The following is a 19,552-nucleotide window of genomic DNA, read 5'->3' on the forward strand; positions in this document are numbered from 1 at the left end:
AAAACAACATTCTCAAACTTTTATCAAAATCATACAATGCTTTCAAATGATTAAATGGCTTGTCCATTCCCTTTCACCCTTTTATATCAAAAATGCAAAAAAGCCCTATCAAAATTGAAAGAGCTTTTTCTACAGTCTACAACAACGCACAATTAAGTGGGTTATTCTTGTAGTACGATCACTAAAATTAGTGTACTCTATATTTTGATATTTGTCAAATGTAAAAAGTTTTTTGATTACTTAAAAGCAAGTCTCCGTAATTTTTTATAATTTACAATTGAATTTTTTTTAATTCTTTTTCGAAATCGAGTAACATTCTAGAATGAATAACTATCCCTAAATTATTAGGAATTTGGGTTTGTGTTATAGGAATTTTTGATACTGGAGTATTTATAATTTTTATATCTCCTTCAACTGTATGTAGATATGTCGCATACACAATTCCTAGTAATTTTAGTCTAATCCCCATAACTGCTCTATCATTATTAGCAGGTTGGAACACTCCATTATTTAAAATGTATACTGGTGAACCACTTGAACCACCATATATTGAAGTATCTATCAAAAATTCTGGTTTCCCATTAAAATCTAATTGTAAAGGCGTTGCTGTAATCCCTTTTCTAACAATAGGAATATTGTTTTTTTCATCCCATATTCCATCAGGATAGCCTATAGTTGTTATTTCTTCTATTTTAAAAAAGGTTTCTTCTATTTCTCTTTCTGTAGGTATATATTCTATGCTTAAAGTTGTATAAAATAACCTTTTATTCTCTGCCTTAGCCGTATTACATATATGTGCGATTGGCAAAATGCATAAATCTATTTCTGAACTAGGATGCTTAATCCATTGATTTTCAAAATTCTCTATTATTATATCATAAAATTCATTATTCAGTTTATTTCCGTTATTATCACATAAAGAAAATTTTAATTTTCCATTTATTGCTCCTTGTATAACATGTTTATTTGTAACTATTGCAGGAATATATCTATTGCCTTCTATACAAAAATCAAAAAAGAATCCTGTACCTGTGCAAATACCTTCCAATGTTTCTGTTTCTATCCTGATAGTTGTTGAAATTATAAATTCAGTTACATTTAAATTGTTTATATTCATTTCTAAATTCTCCATGTTCACTATCTAATCTAAAATATTATTTATTTCATTTATTCTTTCTTCATTTTTTACATTAGTCCATCTAGAACTTATATTATTTTTTCTACAAATTTCAAAATACTTATCTCCAAAAGCAATTTTAGTCTTATATAAATTTTTTGGTGAAACATTATAATTTCTTTTTTTATTATCTAGCCAACCGCAAAAATATATTTTTTCATTTTCTTCAATATTTCTAGAATTTCTTAAAACTTCACTATAATTTGGATTTCTTGTATGTATAGGAATTCCTAAGTTTAATCTTTCTAAAAAAAATTTAGGTTTAAATCTATTTTCAGGATTATATCTTAAATTTAAATATCTAACTAAATTTTTATAATCCTCTTTATTCATATTTTCTTTAATTTCAAATTGTTCATTTAGTTCAAATTCAATTATAAAAGGTCTATTACCTAAACTTGAAACATGTAATCTGTATGGCAAAATATCCACTAAAAAAAGACAGCTAAAACCTCTTTCATTATATTCAAAAGGAAATGCAACTCTTGCTTGATTTTCTGTTTTCATTGAATTATATAAATTTTCTAAATTATCCATTTTTATCATTTGAATATCCTCCTTTTTTAAATCAGCACTTTTCTATACCGAACATGAAACACACTCCTCAATAGTCGCCTTCCTAGTTCTAGTATAATAAAGCGACTTCAACCCTAATCTATGAGCATAAATATAAAGTCTAGCCAAATCTCTAGTGCTATCTGTACTTTTTGTATACAAAATAGTCGAGATTCCTTGGTCTACGTGTCTTTGAATTACAGAAATCAGTTTCAAGATATTTTTTTGATCCATATCGTAGGCTGATTTATAGAAGAAGAAGTTGTCATTTGTTAAGTATGGCATTGGGTAGAAAGTCGTACTATCTCCATATTCTCTAACTTCTATTGTGTCAACTACTGGCATTACTGAGGCTGTCGAGTTCATAATGTATGATGTTGATTGATTTGGAGCTATTGCCATTCGGTAGGCGTTGTAGATTCCATGTTTCATTACTTGCTCTTTTAAGTTTGCCCAGTCTTCTTTTGTTGGGATGTAGATTCCTTCAAATAGTGATTTTACTTTTTCTGTTTGAGGCATGTATTCTTTTGTTACATATTTATTGAAGTAGTTTCCGTTGGCGTATTCGGATTTTTCAAAATCTTTGAATGTTTCGCCTCTTTCTTTTGCGATTTCCATTGATCTTTCCAATGAATAGAAATTAACCATCATAAAGAATACATTACAGAAATCAAGTGCTTCTTTGCTTTCATACATAATGAAGTTTTTAGCTAAAAATCCATGTAAATTCATTGCTCCAAGTCCTACAGAATGTAATTCCTCATTTGCTTTTTTTATTGTCGGAACAACATCAATGTTTGTTAAATCTGAAACCATTGTAAGTGAATCAATTGCAGCTTTCGTAGCTTCTTTTATTCTTTTATTTTCCATAACAGTTGCAATATTTAATGAACCTAAGTTACATGATATTCCTCTTCTTATCGTATCTTCTTCATAATAAGCATTAATATCTGAAACTTCTGACAACTGCATTATTTCAGTACACAAATTTGAGAATTTAACCGTTCCAATTCCTTTTAATGCATGTTCCTTATTCACATTATCTTTAAAGAATAAATAAGGATATCCGCTTTCTTTTTGTGTTTGAGAAATTTTTACAAGAAGTTCTCTTGCGTTTATTTTTTTCTTTTTAACATTTGGATTGTCAACTAATTTTTCGTACATTTCATTCATATCCATTTCATCCAAGTATTGTCCATATTCTAGAAATACTGTGTGTGGATTGAATGTATAGCAAACTTCATCTTCCATTGCTAACTGCATAAATTTATCTGGAATTATAACTCCAATTGATAGTGATTTTATTCTAATTTTTTCGTCTACATTTATTTTTTTACTGTCTAAAAATTCATTAATATCTGAGTGAAATACATTCAAGTAAACTGCCCCAGCTCCAGCTCTTTGCCCCAACTGATTTGCATATGAAAAAATATCCTCTAATATTTTCATAATTGGTAAAACCCCAGAAGCTCTACCTTCCACTCCTTTAATAGATTCACCTCTTGCTCTAATTTTGGAAAGGTTAATCGAAACTCCTCCTCCAATCGAAGAAAGTTTCATTGAAGAATCAAAAATATACCCGATTCCACTCAAATTATCTCCCATTTCATCTAGAAAGCAAGAAACAAGTTCTCCAGATCTCTTTTTCCCAGAATTTAAAAAAGTAGGAGTAGCTGGTTGATACTCTTGATTTATTAACATCAAAGCATATTCTTTTGCCTTCTCAAAGTTCCCCTGTGCCAAATACAATGAAACTGCCGAAATTCTATCCTCATATCTCTCTAAAAATTTTTCTCCAGTATCATCCATTAACGCATAGCTTTGATAAAATTTGGAAGCACTCATAAATGAAGCGAATCTAAATTTCTTATCATAAACCATTTTAAAAAGCTCTTTAATTTCATCGTGACTATACATTTGATAAAAATCGATATAATAGTCATTTTTTATTAAATATCTCATTTTTTCTTCTAAATTATGAAAAAATACAGTATTTTTATTTACATAATCCACAAAATATGAATAAACAGCTTCTTTATCCTTTTCAAGCTGAAAATCTTCACCTTTTTTAACCATTATTTCATTATTTAAGTATATCCATTTTTTAGCTCTTTTATCTACCATTACTCTTCTCCCATTTTTTATTTTATAATTCAACTAAATTTATATGCTTACATAAAATTAATACTTTTTCTTTCAATTTTAAAACAAATTATTGTTAATACACTTAAACTCATTTAAAATTAAACTACTAAAGATTATATAAACTTAGATTTTCATTAAAATAATTTGTAATAAAATTAGTTATTTTCCAAATATTCAATATAATTTTCCACTTCTGTATTTGTCCCTGACAACTCAAATTTCATTAAAACTGGAATGCCATATTTTTCCTGAATCTTATCAGCTGCTAGTGCAAAAAATTGTCCCCAGTTTCTATTTCCGCTAGAACTCACCGATTTTATCAATTTGCTATTATTTCCATTTTCTAAAAACTTGTCTGTTGTTTCTGGAACTTCTCCAATTTTTGTCGTAAATGTCAAAAAATGTCCTTCGTTTTCAATTTTCAAATTTGGATCTATTTTTATAAAATGCCAATCTGAACGCTGTTTTTCCATTTTTTTTATAAATCTTTGGACATTTCCTGTCTTTGAATCATAATATATATACATTAAGCTCACCTGCTTTTTTATTTATGCCAAATTTTTTAAATTTTTTTGTAAAAATATACTCAAAACTGAATATTTTAATAAAAATTGTTTTGAGTAGTATTATCAATTGATTTAAATTGTATTTTTATTATCTTAATATTACTTTTTTTTAAATTATAGCATTGAAATAATTTCATTGATTTCTTCTGGTTTAAATCCAGTTGTTCTTTTAATTTCTTCATCTTCTTCAAATAAAATTACTGTTGGAACACTTCTCACTCTGTATTTTACAGCTAATTCTGGATTATCAAAAGGATTTATTCTTTCATATTCTACACCTTTTTTATCTAATAAATCTGATACCATTGCACATGGATTACAGTCATTTTTTTCAAATTTCACTAATTTTTTCATCTTAATTTTTCCTCCAATTTATATATATTTTTTGTTTTAATATACAAAAACACAATATATTGTGTTTTATTTGATTTTTTTATCGTATATCTAGTGTATCTTATTTTTGAAAATTTTTCAATAAGATTATATTTAATTTTTGATTAAAGAGTTTTCTAAGTTGATAAATAAAGGGTTTCATTAATTATATATTTTATATATAGAAAAACAATTATTCATTACTATAGTAAAACTAATTCAAAAATAAACTCAAAAGCTACGATTATTTTGCTCAAATCCTAAGTTTATATAATAAATTTATTTGAGAAAAAATAAAATTAATATTTCTATATACACATAGATTTTTTTATGATAGAATAAAGTAATATAAATTTACTTATGGGAGTTGAACAAATGATGAAAGTACAATATAAAAATTCATACAACTTATTACAAAATGATTTAAAAAATAAAATATTACTGCTAGATGGAGCAATGGGGACAATGATACAGCAAGAAAATTTGACTGCTGATGACTTTGGAGGAGAAAAATACGAGGGATGTAACGACTATCTTGTGCTGCAAAGACCTAATATTATTAAAAATATTCATAAAAGGTATTTAGAAGCAGGAAGTGACATTATCGAAACTAACAGCTTTGGAGCTTTAGATATTGTATTAAAAGATTATGGCTTGGAAGATAAGGTTTTTGAGATGAATAAAAGAGCTGCTGAACTTGTAAATGAAGCTATTGCAGAATATAAAAGTGAGCATCCTGAAGTTACACGAAATCTTTATGTTGCAGGAGCATTAGGACCTTCTAATAAGTCAATTAGTGTTACTGGCGGAGTTACTTTTGAGGAACTTATCAATAATTATTATACTGCTGTTTCAGGGCTTCTTGCTGGTGGAGTTGATTTAATTTTATTTGAGACAATTCAAGATACTAGAAATTTAAAAGCTGCTTATTTGGGACTTAAAAAGGCTATGGAAGAAAATTATACTGTACCGTTAATGCTATCATTTACAATTGAAAGTACAGGAACTACACTTGCAGGACAAACTGCAGATGCCTTTTATTATGCCGTAAATCACATGAATCCATTTTCTGTGGGACTAAATTGTGCAACAGGGCCTGAATTTATGACTCAATTTTTAAAAACATTAAATAATATTTCAAATACATATATTTCAGTTTATCCAAATGCTGGCCTACCTAACGAAGATGGAGAATATGAAGAAACCCCAGATACTTTATCAGCAAAAATTGAACCATTTTTCAAAAATCACTATTTAAATATTGTTGGAGGATGCTGTGGTACTACACCTGAATATATCAAGAAAATCAAAGAAAAAAGCGTAAATTACGAGCCAAGAGTTATTGACAAAAGCAAAGATTTTAACGATGTTTCAGGACTAATAGCTCTGGAAACACCAAAAAATCGTCCAATTTATGTAGGAGAACGTACAAATGTAATCGGTTCACGTATTTTTAAAAACTTAATTGCCAGTGAAAAATTTGATGAGGCAACAGAAGTTGCTAGACTTCAAATCAAAGGACGAGCAGATGTAATTGATATTTGCCTTGCGAATCCTGACAGAGATGAAATTGCTGATATGAAATCATTTTTGGACAAAGTATCAAAGTTTGCTAAAGTGCCACTTATGATTGATTCGACTGATATAAATGTTGTTAAAGAAGGACTTACTTATTTGCAAGGGAAAGGTATTATAAATTCGATCAATCTTGAAGACGGAGAAAAGAAATTTACTGATATGGCAAAAGTTATCAAAGATTTTGGGGCTTCTGTCGTTGTGGGACTGATTGATGAAGAAGGAATGGCTGTTTCTGTTGAAAAAAAATTAAAAGTTGCTAGAAGAAGTTATGAACTTCTTACCAAAAAATATGGAATTGACGAAAGAGATATAATTTTTGATACATTAGTTTTCCCAGTTGCCACAGGAGATCAAAAATATATTGGCTCTGCCACTGCGACAATTGAAGCAATTAGACAAATTAAAGCAGAAATGCCGAATGTAAAAACAATTCTTGGAGTGAGCAACGTTTCATTTGGACTACCAATTGCGGGAAGGGAAGTTCTAAATACTTATTACATGCAAAAAGCATACGAAGCTGGACTGGATTACGCTATTATAAACACAGAAAAAGTTATTCCAATGAATGAAATTTCAGATGAAGAAAAGAAATTGTCGGAAAATATTTTATTTCATACAAATGACGAAAATGTATCAAAATTTGCAAATTTCTATCGTGAAAAAAAGGCTGTCAAAAAAGTTGCTGATACAAGTAATTTAACTACCGAAGAAAAAGTTGCAAATTTAGTTGTAGAAGGAAGTAAAAAGGATTTGACAACTTTATTAGACGAATTATTAAAAAAATATTCACCAATTGAAATTATAAATGGACCTTTGATGACTGGAATGGATGAAGTGGGAAGACTGTTTAACAAAAATGACTTAATTGTTGCTGAAGTGCTACAAAGTGCCGAAGTTATGAAGGCTTCTGTTTCACATTTGGAACAATTTATGAAAAAAGATGAGTCATCTGTAAAAGGAAAAGTAGTCATGGCAACTGTAAAAGGGGATGTCCACGACATTGGAAAAAATCTGGTTGGAATAATTATTGGAAATAACGGTTATGAAGTAATTGACCTTGGAATCAATGCTTCTGCAGAAAAAATCCGTGAAGCAATCATTGAACATAAAGCTGATTTTCTTGGACTTTCTGGGCTTCTTGTGAAATCTGCCACAGAAATGGTAAATACTATGGACGTTTTACGTGAAGCTGGAATTGATATTCCAATATTTGTAGGAGGTGCTGCTCTTACAGAAAAATTTACTGTAAACAAAATTGAGCCTGCCTATAAAAATAATATTGTAATTTATTCAAGAGATGCAATGACTGCCCTTGCTGATCTAAATAAAATGATTGATGAGAAAAAATTTGAAGAATTTAAGGAATATTTGCAAAAACGTAGAGAATTAGTAACAATTAAAGATACAAAAAAACTTGAACAGTTAAAAGTTAAGCCAACAGTAAGTGATATTAAAGATGCTGACGGTACATTTGACTTTTCAAAAGTTGAACTGCCAAAATATACCTTTGAAAAAATTTATAAGCCTCAAACTTTGAATAAACAAATTTTAACGAATATAAAAGCAAAGGATGTATTTCCATTTGTAAATTTACAAATGCTTATTGGAAAACATCTTGGAATGAAATGGATTGTAAATAACTTAATTGAAAAACAAGATCCACGAACAATTAAATTATATAATGAAATTCAAGATATTATAGAAAATGGAGATGAATATTTTGATATAAAAGCTATTTACAAATTTTTTCCTGTACGAAGAAAATCTGGAAAAAGAAAAGATGACTTTAAAATAGAAGTTTTATCAGACGATCTTTCAACAGTTTTGGAAACTTTTGATTTCCCAAGACAAAAATATGGACAATATTTATCATTAAATGATTATGTAAATCCAGATGGAATCGACTACATCGGATTTTTTGTCGCAACTGCAGGAGAAAAATCAAGACTTGTTTCCAATGAATTAAAAGAAAAAGGCGAATTTTACCGTGGACATATTGTAAATTCTGTAGGACTTGAACTTGCCGAAGCAACATCTGAGTATATTCACAAAATGATGCGTCAAGATGTTGGAATCATTGATAAAAATATCTCTCTAAATGAGATTTTAAATGCTCAATATCAAGGAAATCGTTATTCTTTTGGTTATCCAGCCTGCCCAGATTTAAGTGACCAAAGAAAATTGTTTAATTTATTGAAACCAGAAAGATACGGAATTACATTGACAGAAGAATTTATGATGTACCCGGAAGCGACAGTAAGTGCGATTGTATTTTCTCAGCCATTTTGTAAGTATTTTAATATGTAAAATTTGTAATTGAAGTTACTTTTTTTAACAAGGGCCTGTCTCATAAATGTGAGACACCCTATTTTTTTACAAAAAAGAACAAAATAGAAGAAACTAATACTAAATAAAAAACCGCTGCTTTTTATCACAACGATTATTTTAAATATTTTATCTTAATAATTATATTCCTGAATTATTTTTCCATCTTCTCCATACTCTTTTTCCAAAAATATTTTCCCATTTTCCAAATGACTTTCCATTTCCAATTTTCCAGTCTTAGAATTGTATCTCCAGATAATTCCTGTTTTATTAGCTAAACTTTCTTTTTTTACAATTTCTCCTGTATCTATATCATATATTTCATAATATTCCACATAATCTTTAAAATCATCTGGATTACTAAATGGATGAAAATTATTTTTCTTTCTCAAAGTAGATTTTCTATAAAGTTTCCCATTATCATAATACTCTTCCATTTCTCCAACTGGTTTACCATTTTTATAATTTAATTTTAAAGAATTTTTATTACCAAATCCAAAAGATTTATCAACATACATTTCCCCAACAGGTCCACTTTGATTATATTGTGCAGAAAATTCTAATTTACCAGTTTTTGAATCTCTTGCTTCAAATTTTACCATTCTTCCATTTTTTATTTCAAAAGTTAATGTTCCAGAAATATCCAAATCATCAACATAAAGATATCTCAATATAAATACTCTAAACGAAACATTCGTGTTTTCACATTTGTAAGTACCATTTTTAAAAGGAATATTTGTTTTTCCAGTATATGGATCAAATTTTTTCTTACTGTCTCCACCTTTAAAATATTTACAAACTTCTAAAGTCTGGTTATCTGTATTACCAAATATAACTATTGAACTAAATAAAAGAAGAAAAAGAAAAATCATTTTTTTCTTAAACATTAAACCTAAAGAACATAACATCCCCATCTTGCACAATATACTCTTTTCCTTCAAGTCTCATCGCACCTTTCTCTTTAGCTCCATTCCATCCATTTAATTCAATAAATTTATCAAATGAAACAACTTCGGCACGAATAAATCCTTTTTCAATATCCGTATGAATTTCACTAGCTGATTTTTGTGCATTTGTCCCTTGTTTAATCGTCCAAGCTCTGACTTCCTTCACTCCAGCCGTAAAATATGTAATTAATCCCAATAATTTAAATCCAGCACGAATTAATCTATTTAAACTAGGCTCTTTAATTCCAAGTTCATCAATAAACATTTGTCTTTCTTCTTCATCTTCAATTTCGATTAATTCAGCCTCCACTTTTGCCGAAAAAGTCACGACTTCGCTGTCATACTGTTTTGCAAATTCCCTAACTTTTTTTACATAGTCGTTTTCAGTTCCGCTTGTCAAGTCATCTTCAGAAATATTTGCTGCAAACATCATTGGCTTTATTGTTAAAAATTGATAAACTTTTATTAGTTCTTCTTCTCTTTGAGTAAATTCTAAAGTCTTTAATAATTTAAACTCTTCTAAATGAGCTTTACATTTTTCAAGAACCGCAACCAATTCCTTTCCTTCAGCATTTCCTCCACGAACCAGTTTATGATTTTTTTGAAGTGCTCTTTCAACTGTTTCTAAATCAGCAAAGATTAGTTCAGCATTAATTGTTTCAATATCTCTTACAGGATCAACGCTTCCTTCTACGTGAATAATATTATCATCATCAAAGCATCTTACAACTTGACAGATTGCAGCCGTATTTCTAATATTTGACAAAAACTGATTCCCAAGCCCTTCTCCTTTTGATGCACCTTTTACCAGTCCTGCAATGTCGACAAATTCTACTGTTGCTCCAACTGTTTTTTCTGGATTGACTACTTTTTCCAAATCTTTCAAACGTGGATCGGGTACACTTACAAGCCCTATATTAGGTTCAATTGTTGCAAACGGATAATTAGCCGCCTCTGCATTTTGTGTCTTTGTTATCGCATTAAATAATGTTGATTTTCCTACATTTGGTAATCCTACAATACCTATTCCTATCATTATATTTTTTCCTTTCTTATTTTTTTTATTATAATTTTTCCAAAATTTTTATCAATTTCCATTTTTCCTTGTCTGTTGCTTTAAACAAATAGGAAATATCATAAATTGGTACAATTTTAATTTCTCCATAAAAATCAAACACTTTTCCAACCAAATCCTTTATATCTTCTTTTCCTTCATTTTCTAAAAGTGATTTAGTCGCCCTTTCTCCAACCGTCACAATATATTCAGGATTTATCAAGGCAATTTGTGCTATCAAAAACTCATTACATTTCAAAATGCTCTCTTGCTCCACTAAATTACCATGAGAACTGCATTTTGTAAGTGTCGTAAAATAGCATTTTTTTAAGTCCAACTTTGAATATTCCAAAAATTTTTTAAAATATTTTCCATTTTTATCAACAAGAAGCTGCTGCTTTATATCTTCTTCTTCACTTACACTATCCAATACAAACAGTACCTTTGCCTTTTCATTCCCTTCCCCGACAATTGGATTAATTCGAGTTTTTTCCAAAATACATTTAGTACAAATGTCGATTTCCAATTTTAAGTCATTCCACATAACTTTTCCTTTATTTTTTTTTATATTTTATAAATTCCTGTTCCTTCTTCATTAATGACTTCAATTTCTAAATAACTTTTATTTTCACGCTCCAAAATTTCATATAGCGAATTATATGCCAATTCAGGCGTATTATTATCTTTGCTTATATGCATCAAATAAATTTTTTTTAATTTTTCATTAAGCACTTGAGCAATTAATTTTGATGCTTCTGAATTTGATAAATGGCCATTTCTTCCTTTTACACGATTTTTTAATTCCCAATGGTAAGGCCCTGTCATTAACATATTATAGTCATAATTACTTTCCAAAACGATTACATCACTATTTTTCAAATTTTCTTTAATAATGTTGTTCACGCATCCAACATCACTTGCATAAGATAACTTTTTCCCTTCATATTCAAACGTATATCCTAGACATTTTTTCGCATCGTGCATCACTTCAAAATTATTAATTACACAGTTTTCAATTATAGTTTTATCTTCCTTTATAAAATTTAAATTCTTTTTATCAATTTTACCAATCTTTTCTCTAATAACGCTATAAGTCATTTCATGAAGATAAATTGGAATATCATATTTTCTTGACACAACTCCAAGCCCCTTAACATGGTCAGAATGTTCGTGAGTCACGAATATTCCCGTTATATCTTCTATTCTTTTTTCAATATTATTTAATTTTTCTACAATTTTTTTACCACTAAATCCTGCATCTATCAAAAACTTTTTGTTCCCCATCTCAATGTAGCTAGAATTTCCGCTACTTCCACTTCCCAAACTTGAAAATTTCATTATTTTCTAATCTTCTTTCTGACTAAGTTTTTATTTTACCTATTTTTTAATTCCCCCACTTTTAAATTTTTTATATTTTAAATATTTGGTGAAACAGTTCCTTTTATTTCATCATAAAACCATCCACCTTTTCCATCTTTCTTTATTACAATTCTATTACTTCTTTCCCTGTGATTCTTTATATTTTCAGGAATTTCATAAATTTTTTCACTTCCATAAAAAGTTTCAAAATTATATTTTCCATCTGCACTTCTTACATTTTGAAGGCTGTCTTCAAGTCCTGATAATTTAGGATTTGCACCTGTCACTTCTTTAAATTTTTTTACTGCATTTTGTAATTTTACAGTTTCTACTTGAATATCAGCACTTATAAGTTTATCCATTTTTCTTGAAAATAATATAACAACATTAAAAATCGCAATAATTGCAACTATAAGAAAAACTATTCCTCGAAAAATAACTTTTCTAGTTATTTTTGCTCTATTATTCCCATAATAATAATCATTATCGAAAGCCATTTTCTTGGGGCTGTCTCAAAATGTAAATAAAATTACTAAATCATAAGTTTTATATATTTTACTATATTTATAAAACTAGTAAAAATAGTATTTTTTGATTTTAAAAAATATACAATATTTATGTTAGTAAAATTATTTTTGATTTATGAGACACCCTCTCTCCTTTCTAAAAATTATTTTTTGTTTCTAAAAATTGATGGTCTTACAATTACTTTTACTTGTTTTGGAATTTCCAATTTTATTTTTAATGGTCCTCTTTTAACATTAATCCATCCAAGTCCAGCAATTGCCAGTTCCTCATTTTCTCCAATTTCCACTTCACAAGTTACAAATTCATTTTCAAGATATTTTTTCTTTTCATTTCCTTGTAAAATTTCAAAAAAATTTCCATTTAGCAAAGCATCTACTCTTTCCTCACGAGCTATATGGAATTTTACACTTTTTGAAGCATAGGCAGAAAAAATTGGCTTGCTCCCTTTTTTCAAAAGTTCATTTTCCAATACTTTAAACCTGCAAAAAGCATCAAACATAAATACTTGATTTTCTTCCAATTTAAAAGTTTTTCTAGAAATCTCTCCAGATGGTACAAGTTTTAAGCCACTTTCTACACTAATCAAATCAGAAACTCTCCCATCTGGAATAAGCCCAGGTGTATCAATTATTGTAATTTCGCTATTTGGAACTTTATTATTAATTGATTTTAAAGTTGTACCTGAATATTTTGAAGTTGTTATTCTATTATTTCCCAAAAGTAAATTTATAACCGAAGATTTTCCTGCATTTGAAACTCCCAGAACAGTTGCCTTTACTTTTTTATTTTGAAAAATATTTTTAATTTTTCTAATTATTCCATTTATTCCATATTTGCTTTTAGCACTGATAAAGGCAATATCTTCAGGAACAATATCCTCTTCAGCAAGTCTGTCCTTTATCCAGTTTGAAATTTCTGCTGGATGTATAAAATCAGGCATAAGATCAATCTTATTAACCAAAATTATTGATCTATAATCCCTCAAATAATCCAAAATTTCCTCAGTAAATGAACCTTCAAAATCAATAATATCAAATATTGGTAATATTATATCTGATTTTTTTACACTTTCATTTACTTCTTTCAAATAATCTTCCTTACTAAAATTATTTACCAGATTTTCCCCATAATTCTTAATCTTAAAACATCTTTGACAAAGTAAATTATCGTGCATCAAAAATTTTTCTTCAGGAACATACCCCTCCTTATTTTTATCTTCAAACTGCAGCTCAATTCCACAGCCGCTACATTTTTTTTTAATCAAAATTTCCTCCTATTTTCCATTATTTACTAAATATACTTAAATTATAAAATTTCTAAAATTTACTATTACTTAGACAACGGATGTGTATTCATATAAATATTCCGTAAAAAATCCTTATTTACTTGTGTATACACTTGTGTTGCAGCAATACTGCTATGCCCCAAAAGTTCTTGTAAATAGCGAATATCTACACCATTATTTAAAAGTTCCATTGCAAATGAATGCCTAAATACATGTGGCGTTATTTCCTTTTGTATTCCAGCCTCATGTGCATGTGCCGAAATCAGTCTTCTAAGCGAACGTGTCGTCAATTTTTTTCCTTTACTGTTTACAATAAGTACTTCCCTAGTATAATTGTTATATTGCTTCTTCTTTTCTTCAATATATTTTATAAGCCACTTTTTGGCATTTTCACTAAAAAAGGTAATTCGCTCCTTGTCTCCTTTTCCAACAACACGAATTTCCCGCTCTTCAATGTCAATCATAAATTCGTTCAAATTAATAAGTTCAATTGAACGAAGTCCGCTGGAATATAGCAGCTCAATAATCAGCCTATCTCTAATACCAGTAATTTTTTCTGTACTTATAACATGCCTTAGCCTATTCAAATCATCTCGGTTAATCACATTTGGCAATTCCTTTTCAAATTTTGGAAGATTTACATAAGAGGCTTTATTTGTTTCAATAACTTTTATTTCCTGAAGATATTTAAAAAATGTCCTAAGTGCTGAAATTTTTCTATTTATACTTCTCTTGGAAACAGGCTTTACTTTTGATTTGTTATCACTATTTACCATATCTTCGACACTTTTTATATTTTTTTTGCTTTCAACTTTTTTATCTTTTCCAAGTCTTTTAGGAGAATTTAAATAGGCAATAAATGATCTAAAGGTCATCATTTCAATTTCATCAAAATTATGAATTTCTTCATATTCCTCAAGATATTCTATAAATTGAAGCAAATCTCGCCGATAACCTCTAATTGTATTAAAACTTTTACCAAGAATAACTTCTTCATAATATAAAAATTTATCTACATACACCACAAGATTTTCATTTTTTCTAATTTCTTGTACATCTTCATTATTTTTTTTTGTTAATTCATCATTTTCAGCATTTTCCATTTAAATTTCTCCAATTTTAAAATTTCTTAAAAATTCTATTTTATAGCAAAATTGATTTAAAACCAAACTTAAACTTTAAGTCTATATGATTTTTAGCAGTTCAATTTTAAATGAGTTTGAATATATTTGTGAAAAAAAGCAAAAAATTATAAACTAAATAATTTATCAAAAGCATTCTTTGAAAGCTCGATAAATTTTAAAAGTTCAGCTTGTGTGAATGTTGCTTCTTCTCCTGTTCCTTGCAGCTCAATAAATTCTCCCTTGTCATTCATTACAATATTCATATCCACATCGGCCCTTGAATCCTCTTCATATTCCAAGTCAAGCAGCAATTCATTATGAACTTTTCCAACACTTATCGCCGCAACTTTTGACTTTATTGGAATTTCTTTTAATTTTCCTTGATCAATTAACTTTTCAATTGCCAGTTCCAAAGCAAGATAAGCACCTGTTATCGAAGCTGTTCTTGTTCCGCCATCAGCCTGAATCACATCGCAGTCAATCATTACTGTTCTTTCTCCCAGCTTTTCCAAATCTATTACTGCTCTCAATGCCCTTCCAATTAAACGCTGAATCTCCATAGTTCTTCCGCCAAGTTTCCCTTTTGCAGATTCCCTTTGGACACGTGTATGCGTTGCTCTTGGAAGCATGCTGTATTCAGCAGTTATCCATCCAGAATTTGTTCCTTTTAGCCATCTTGGAATTTTTTCTTCAATTGTAGCATTACAAATAACTTTTGTGTTCCCAAATTCAATTAGGACTGAACCTTCTGGATGAATAATATAATTTTTAGTTACTTTTACTTCTCGCATTTCATCATTTTTTCTGTTATTATTTCTCACATTTTCTCCTAAATTTTTAATTTCTAATTATTTTCCTTTATAAAGTGGAAATTTTTCAGTTAATTTAAAAACTTGTTCTTTTACTTGGGCAATTTTTTCGCTGTCATTTATATTTTTCAAAACTGTCAGTATAAATTGTGCCACTTGTCTTGTTTCATCTTCCTTAAATCCACGAGTAGTAATCGCAGGTGTTCCTAATCTTATTCCACTTGTAACAAATGGTTTTTCAGGATCATTTGGAATAGCATTTTTGTTACAAGTTATTCCAGCTTCTTCCAATTTTGCTTCAGCTAATTTCCCAGTAACTCCCATTGGACGTAAATCTACAAGCATTAAATGGTTGTCAGTTCCACCACTTACAATTCTAAGTCCACCTTTTGTAAGTTCTTCAGATAAAACTTTTGCATTTTTTGCAACTTGTTCTTGATATTTTTTATATTCAGGACTAAGTGCTTCTTTAAATGCAACTGCCTTTGCTGCGATTATATGAACCAATGGTCCTCCTTGTATTCCAGGAAATATTGTCTTGTCAATTTTTTTAGCAATTTCTTCATTGTTTGTCAAAATTACTCCACCACGAGGCCCTCTTAATGTTTTATGAGTTGTAGAAGTTACTACATCTGCATATTCCAATGGATTTGGATGAAGTCCAGCTGCAACAAGTCCAGCAATATGAGCCATATCCACCATTAAATATGCTCCAATTTCATCAGCAATTTCTCTAAATTTCTTAAAGTCTATTATTCTTGAATAGGCACTTGCTCCAGCAACTATCATTTTAGGCTTCTCTCTTAATGCGATTTCTCTTACTGCTTCATAGTCAATTAGTTCTGTTTCAGTATTTAATCCATATTCCAGCCCAATATAATTTTTTCCAGAAAAATTAATTTTATAACCGTGAGTCAAATGTCCACCAGCACTAAGACTCATCCCCAAAATTTTGTCCCCAGCATTAAGCAATCCGACATAAACTCCCATATTTGCTTGAGATCCAGAATGTGGCTGAACATTTGCATATTTTGCTCCAAATATTTTTTTCAATCTTTCAATCGCAAGACTTTCCACCACATCAGCATTTACACATCCACCATAATATCTTTTTCCAGGATAACCTTCTGCATATTTATTAGTAAACACAGATCCAGCCGCTTCCATCACAGCCTTTGAAACAAAATTTTCAGATGCTATAAGCTCGATTCCATCTTCCTGTCTTTTTTCTTCTTCTACTATCGCATTATACACTTCCAAATCAACATCTTTTATATAACTCATTTTAAGTTTCCTCCTATTTTTTATTCTTATATTTACAATTTATTAAAAATAATTATAATATTAGTTTTATATCTATTTTATAGTTTGTATTTTTCTATAATTATAATAAAGAGCTTTTACTAAATCATATTCAAACGGAGAATTTAAATCTCCATATTTTATACTAATCAAAGAACGTGCATTTAATCCTGTTACAACTGGTCTTGTAAACCCATATACATTTTTGTCAAAAACTCCTGTATCAAAAAACAGCTTTTTATCCACAACTCCTCTTGCTGCACCTTCCATCGCCGTATCTGCTGCAGTTCCAACTGCATCTCTAACAGTACTTGGACCTAACACTGGTAAAACTAAAAAAGATCCTGTTCCTATTCCATAATGTCCTAAAGTATCTCCCATTGTTTCAGGATCACTTTTTAACCCAATATTTTTAGCAACATCTGTTACTCCTAATAATCCTGCAGTTGAATTTACTACAAATCTTCCAAGTGCATTTGCAGCTTTTCCAGGTTTTAACTGTAAAACTGAATTTACAAATGTCGGTATTTCCTTAAAGTTATTATAAAAATTTGAAATTCCTTTTCTCACTGGCTTTGGAACAACTGCCGCATATATACGTGAAGCTGGATAAGCTATCTTTCTATCAAATTGTGTATTAAAAGCATACATTCTTCTGTTAAACGGTTCCAGTGAATCGTTTATTCCAGTTAGCTGAAACACTTGACTTGATACGATATAATCTTCATTTAGCTCTTCCAAGTTTTCTGCCATCACTCCATAGCCATCCTGTTCAATAGCAATGTATTTATTCACATCAGATTTATTTTTTTTGGTCTTTATATTTGTCTGTGGAACTAAATCAATATTTTTATCAGGATCCTGTGCTCTTTTTCCATCTTCAAACTCAACAAAAAGGTCATCATTTGCCTCTTTATTGCTTTCATCCAAAAACATCACAGTATCTTCGTTTTTTATTTCCATTAATTCAGATTTTCCAATTGTTGCAATAGCAAACATAGCTCCAAATATTAATAATTTATTTTTTCCTTTCATTATTTATTTTTCCTCCAATTTATCTACCATCAAATTTGCCACATCTTTATGCCAAAGAACTCCTGTATGACCTCCAAATGGTATTAGCACTCTATTTGAAAATGTATTTTTTATATAGTCCAAATCCTCTTTTGAAAGCAGAATATCATCTGTTGAAGTAATAAATACAATATTTTTATTGTTTTTATTGATAAAATCCTGACTATTTTTCAAATCAAATTCATTTATAAAATCATTAAAATTAAGATTCGGATTTTTATATTTTTTTAAATACGGATACAAAATTTCTTTTGCATATTCATCAAATGAAACTGATAATCCTTCCCTAAATTCATTAGACACAGAATCAAATCTCTTGTATGACTTTTTATCTGAAAGTCTTCCTGTAGCATTACGTCCACTAAATACTTCCCCAGCAAAAGTCATATTTGCTGAATAAAATCTAAATAATAGGCCAGTAAACATTTCAAAATCTTTTTCTCCAAGCCCTAATTTTACTAAATCAGTTTTCAAATTTGAAAACTCAATATCTTTTATTTGTAGCGATTTATCATACATAAGTCTGCTAAATATTGTATCCATATATTTTTCTAAACTTCTTGCATCATAAACACCATTTTTTACCAAATAGCCATCTAATTTTTTTGTTGCTGTCAAAATACTAATTGGAGAATTTAGTAAAAGAGATTTTTCAATTCCAATTTTTCTATTATTCTTTTCATCCATTTCATGAATTAGCAATGACTGAAATCCGCCTAAGCTGTAACCTCCAATATAAATTTTATCAATTTTCATTCCATCGCCTTTTTCTTTTAAAATGGCTTTTTGTATTAGGCTATACATCTGCTGAGTTTCATCTTTTATATATCCTGCATAGGCATTATTACTTTGACTTACAATATAAGGCATCGTTGTAGGTGAACTAAAAGCAATTACATTATATCCTCTGTCATAAAATACATTTGCCAAAAAAAGCGACAATCCGCTGTTATAAACCGAACCTGTCCCTGAAATCAGAATCATTAAAGGGGCTTTTTTATCTTTTTGAGTCCATACCCCGTATTCATAATCTTTCCATTGTCTTAATATTTCAGGAATTTTCTTTGTTGCAGTAAATTTTCTGACTTTTGGCCCTTTTGGATTTTTAAACTTATACTGCTGGTCTGTAGGCGTTCCAAGAACCGTTGCCATAATGGCACTTTCTTTATATGGATAATCACTTGCAATTTGTGATACATCTGTTTCAGAAAATCCAATAGTTGAAAGTACAAGTACTATTAATAGTCCTAATATTTTTTTTAACATATTCCCAATTATGTGAAACTTTTTTCACATTTCTCCTTTCTAGTTTTCAAAAGTTATACTTTTTATTTATATTTTATCAAAAATAT

Annotated in this window: 17 protein-coding genes; 1 reads left to right on the forward strand and 16 read right to left on the reverse strand. The window is 29.1% G+C overall.

What is annotated here, in order from left to right; genetic code table 11:
- Window positions 1-271: 271 nt before the first annotated feature.
- The 5 genes from ACO409_RS01785 to ACO409_RS01805 form a co-directional block, all read right to left on the reverse strand.
- Complete coding sequence (locus ACO409_RS01785) at window positions 272-1,117, reverse strand: S1 family peptidase (RefSeq protein ID WP_485554259.1); 846 nt, start codon at window positions 1,115-1,117, stop codon at window positions 272-274.
- A gap of 24 nt (window positions 1,118-1,141) precedes the next feature.
- Window positions 1,142-1,723, reverse strand: coding sequence for a DUF6037 family protein (locus ACO409_RS01790; RefSeq protein WP_485554260.1), 582 nt, complete (start codon window positions 1,721-1,723; stop codon window positions 1,142-1,144).
- Window positions 1,724-1,756: 33 nt separating this feature from the next.
- On the reverse strand, window positions 1,757-3,856 hold the full coding sequence (gene nrdE / locus ACO409_RS01795) for a class 1b ribonucleoside-diphosphate reductase subunit alpha (protein ID WP_485554262.1): 2,100 nt from the start codon (window positions 3,854-3,856) through the stop codon (window positions 1,757-1,759).
- Window positions 3,857-4,032: 176 nt separating this feature from the next.
- Entirely contained in the window at window positions 4,033-4,404 is a 372-nt protein-coding gene (gene nrdI, locus ACO409_RS01800) for a class Ib ribonucleoside-diphosphate reductase assembly flavoprotein NrdI (RefSeq protein WP_485554264.1), read from the reverse strand.
- A 153-nt stretch (window positions 4,405-4,557) separates the two neighbouring features.
- On the reverse strand, window positions 4,558-4,797 hold the full coding sequence (locus ACO409_RS01805; RefSeq protein WP_485554266.1) for a thioredoxin family protein: 240 nt from the start codon (window positions 4,795-4,797) through the stop codon (window positions 4,558-4,560).
- A 393-nt stretch (window positions 4,798-5,190) separates the two neighbouring features.
- Between ACO409_RS01805 and metH the strand changes: the two genes are divergently transcribed.
- The gene (gene metH / locus ACO409_RS01810; RefSeq protein WP_485554268.1) at window positions 5,191-8,700 is read left to right on the forward strand and encodes a methionine synthase; all 3,510 of its coding nucleotides are present in this window, start codon (window positions 5,191-5,193) and stop codon (window positions 8,698-8,700) included.
- 152 nt (window positions 8,701-8,852) lie between these two features.
- On the opposite strand, the gene ACO409_RS01815 is transcribed toward metH, so the two are convergent.
- From ACO409_RS01815 to ACO409_RS01865, 11 genes are all read right to left on the reverse strand, one after another.
- Window positions 8,853-9,632, reverse strand: a complete 780-nt coding sequence (locus ACO409_RS01815) for a hypothetical protein (RefSeq protein WP_485554270.1) — start codon at window positions 9,630-9,632, stop codon at window positions 8,853-8,855.
- Window positions 9,598-10,701, reverse strand: coding sequence for a redox-regulated ATPase YchF (gene ychF, locus ACO409_RS01820; protein ID WP_485554272.1), 1,104 nt, complete (start codon window positions 10,699-10,701; stop codon window positions 9,598-9,600). Before ychF ends, ACO409_RS01815 begins: the two co-directional genes overlap by 35 nt.
- 28 nt (window positions 10,702-10,729) lie before the next feature.
- Entirely contained in the window at window positions 10,730-11,263 is a 534-nt protein-coding gene (locus ACO409_RS01825; protein WP_485554274.1) for a uracil-DNA glycosylase, read from the reverse strand.
- Window positions 11,264-11,283: 20 nt separating this feature from the next.
- Window positions 11,284-12,057 (reverse strand): MBL fold metallo-hydrolase, encoded by a 774-nt coding sequence (locus tag ACO409_RS01830; protein WP_485554276.1) that lies wholly within the window; start codon window positions 12,055-12,057, stop codon window positions 11,284-11,286.
- A gap of 77 nt (window positions 12,058-12,134) precedes the next feature.
- Window positions 12,135-12,575, reverse strand: a complete 441-nt coding sequence (locus ACO409_RS01835; RefSeq protein WP_485554278.1) for a competence protein ComE — start codon at window positions 12,573-12,575, stop codon at window positions 12,135-12,137.
- A gap of 173 nt (window positions 12,576-12,748) precedes the next feature.
- On the reverse strand, window positions 12,749-13,870 hold the full coding sequence (gene yqeH / locus ACO409_RS01840; RefSeq protein WP_485554280.1) for a ribosome biogenesis GTPase YqeH: 1,122 nt from the start codon (window positions 13,868-13,870) through the stop codon (window positions 12,749-12,751).
- Between the two features lie 65 nt (window positions 13,871-13,935).
- Window positions 13,936-14,994, reverse strand: a complete 1,059-nt coding sequence (locus ACO409_RS01845; protein WP_485554282.1) for a tyrosine-type recombinase/integrase — start codon at window positions 14,992-14,994, stop codon at window positions 13,936-13,938.
- 146 nt (window positions 14,995-15,140) lie between these two features.
- Window positions 15,141-15,836: a ribonuclease PH gene (rph, locus tag ACO409_RS01850; RefSeq protein WP_485554284.1), complete on the reverse strand. Its 696-nt coding sequence runs from the start codon at window positions 15,834-15,836 to the stop codon at window positions 15,141-15,143.
- Between the two features lie 27 nt (window positions 15,837-15,863).
- Complete coding sequence (gene glyA / locus ACO409_RS01855) at window positions 15,864-17,108, reverse strand: serine hydroxymethyltransferase (RefSeq protein WP_485554286.1); 1,245 nt, start codon at window positions 17,106-17,108, stop codon at window positions 15,864-15,866.
- Window positions 17,109-17,180: 72 nt separating this feature from the next.
- On the reverse strand, window positions 17,181-18,161 hold the full coding sequence (locus tag ACO409_RS01860) for an MlaA family lipoprotein (RefSeq protein WP_485554288.1): 981 nt from the start codon (window positions 18,159-18,161) through the stop codon (window positions 17,181-17,183).
- A 3-nt stretch (window positions 18,162-18,164) separates the two neighbouring features.
- Complete coding sequence (locus tag ACO409_RS01865) at window positions 18,165-19,466, reverse strand: alpha/beta hydrolase family protein (RefSeq protein ID WP_485554290.1); 1,302 nt, start codon at window positions 19,464-19,466, stop codon at window positions 18,165-18,167.
- Window positions 19,467-19,552: the final 86 nt, after the last annotated feature.

The organism is Leptotrichia sp. (assembly GCF_057270615.1).

Coding starts and splice junctions, on each gene's coding strand:
- nrdI (WP_485554264.1), bottom strand. CDS start 4,404: ATGTATATATATTATGATTCAAAGACAGGAAATGTCCAAAGATTTATA.
- ACO409_RS01835 (WP_485554278.1), bottom strand. CDS start 12,575: ATGGCTTTCGATAATGATTATTATTATGGGAATAATAGAGCAAAAATA.
- ACO409_RS01785 (WP_485554259.1), bottom strand. CDS start 1,117: ATGAATATAAACAATTTAAATGTAACTGAATTTATAATTTCAACAACT.
- ACO409_RS01815 (WP_485554270.1), bottom strand. CDS start 9,632: ATGGGGATGTTATGTTCTTTAGGTTTAATGTTTAAGAAAAAAATGATT.
- glyA (WP_485554286.1), bottom strand. CDS start 17,108: ATGAGTTATATAAAAGATGTTGATTTGGAAGTGTATAATGCGATAGTA.
- nrdE (WP_485554262.1), bottom strand. CDS start 3,856: ATGGTAGATAAAAGAGCTAAAAAATGGATATACTTAAATAATGAAATA.
- ACO409_RS01865 (WP_485554290.1), bottom strand. CDS start 19,466: ATGTTAAAAAAAATATTAGGACTATTAATAGTACTTGTACTTTCAACT.
- ACO409_RS01805 (WP_485554266.1), bottom strand. CDS start 4,797: ATGAAAAAATTAGTGAAATTTGAAAAAAATGACTGTAATCCATGTGCA.
- ACO409_RS01830 (WP_485554276.1), bottom strand. CDS start 12,057: ATGAAATTTTCAAGTTTGGGAAGTGGAAGTAGCGGAAATTCTAGCTAC.
- ACO409_RS01845 (WP_485554282.1), bottom strand. CDS start 14,994: ATGGAAAATGCTGAAAATGATGAATTAACAAAAAAAAATAATGAAGAT.
- ACO409_RS01860 (WP_485554288.1), bottom strand. CDS start 18,161: ATGAAAGGAAAAAATAAATTATTAATATTTGGAGCTATGTTTGCTATT.
- ACO409_RS01825 (WP_485554274.1), bottom strand. CDS start 11,263: ATGTGGAATGACTTAAAATTGGAAATCGACATTTGTACTAAATGTATT.
- ACO409_RS01790 (WP_485554260.1), bottom strand. CDS start 1,723: ATGATAAAAATGGATAATTTAGAAAATTTATATAATTCAATGAAAACA.
- metH (WP_485554268.1), top strand. CDS start 5,191: ATGATGAAAGTACAATATAAAAATTCATACAACTTATTACAAAATGAT.
- ychF (WP_485554272.1), bottom strand. CDS start 10,701: ATGATAGGAATAGGTATTGTAGGATTACCAAATGTAGGAAAATCAACA.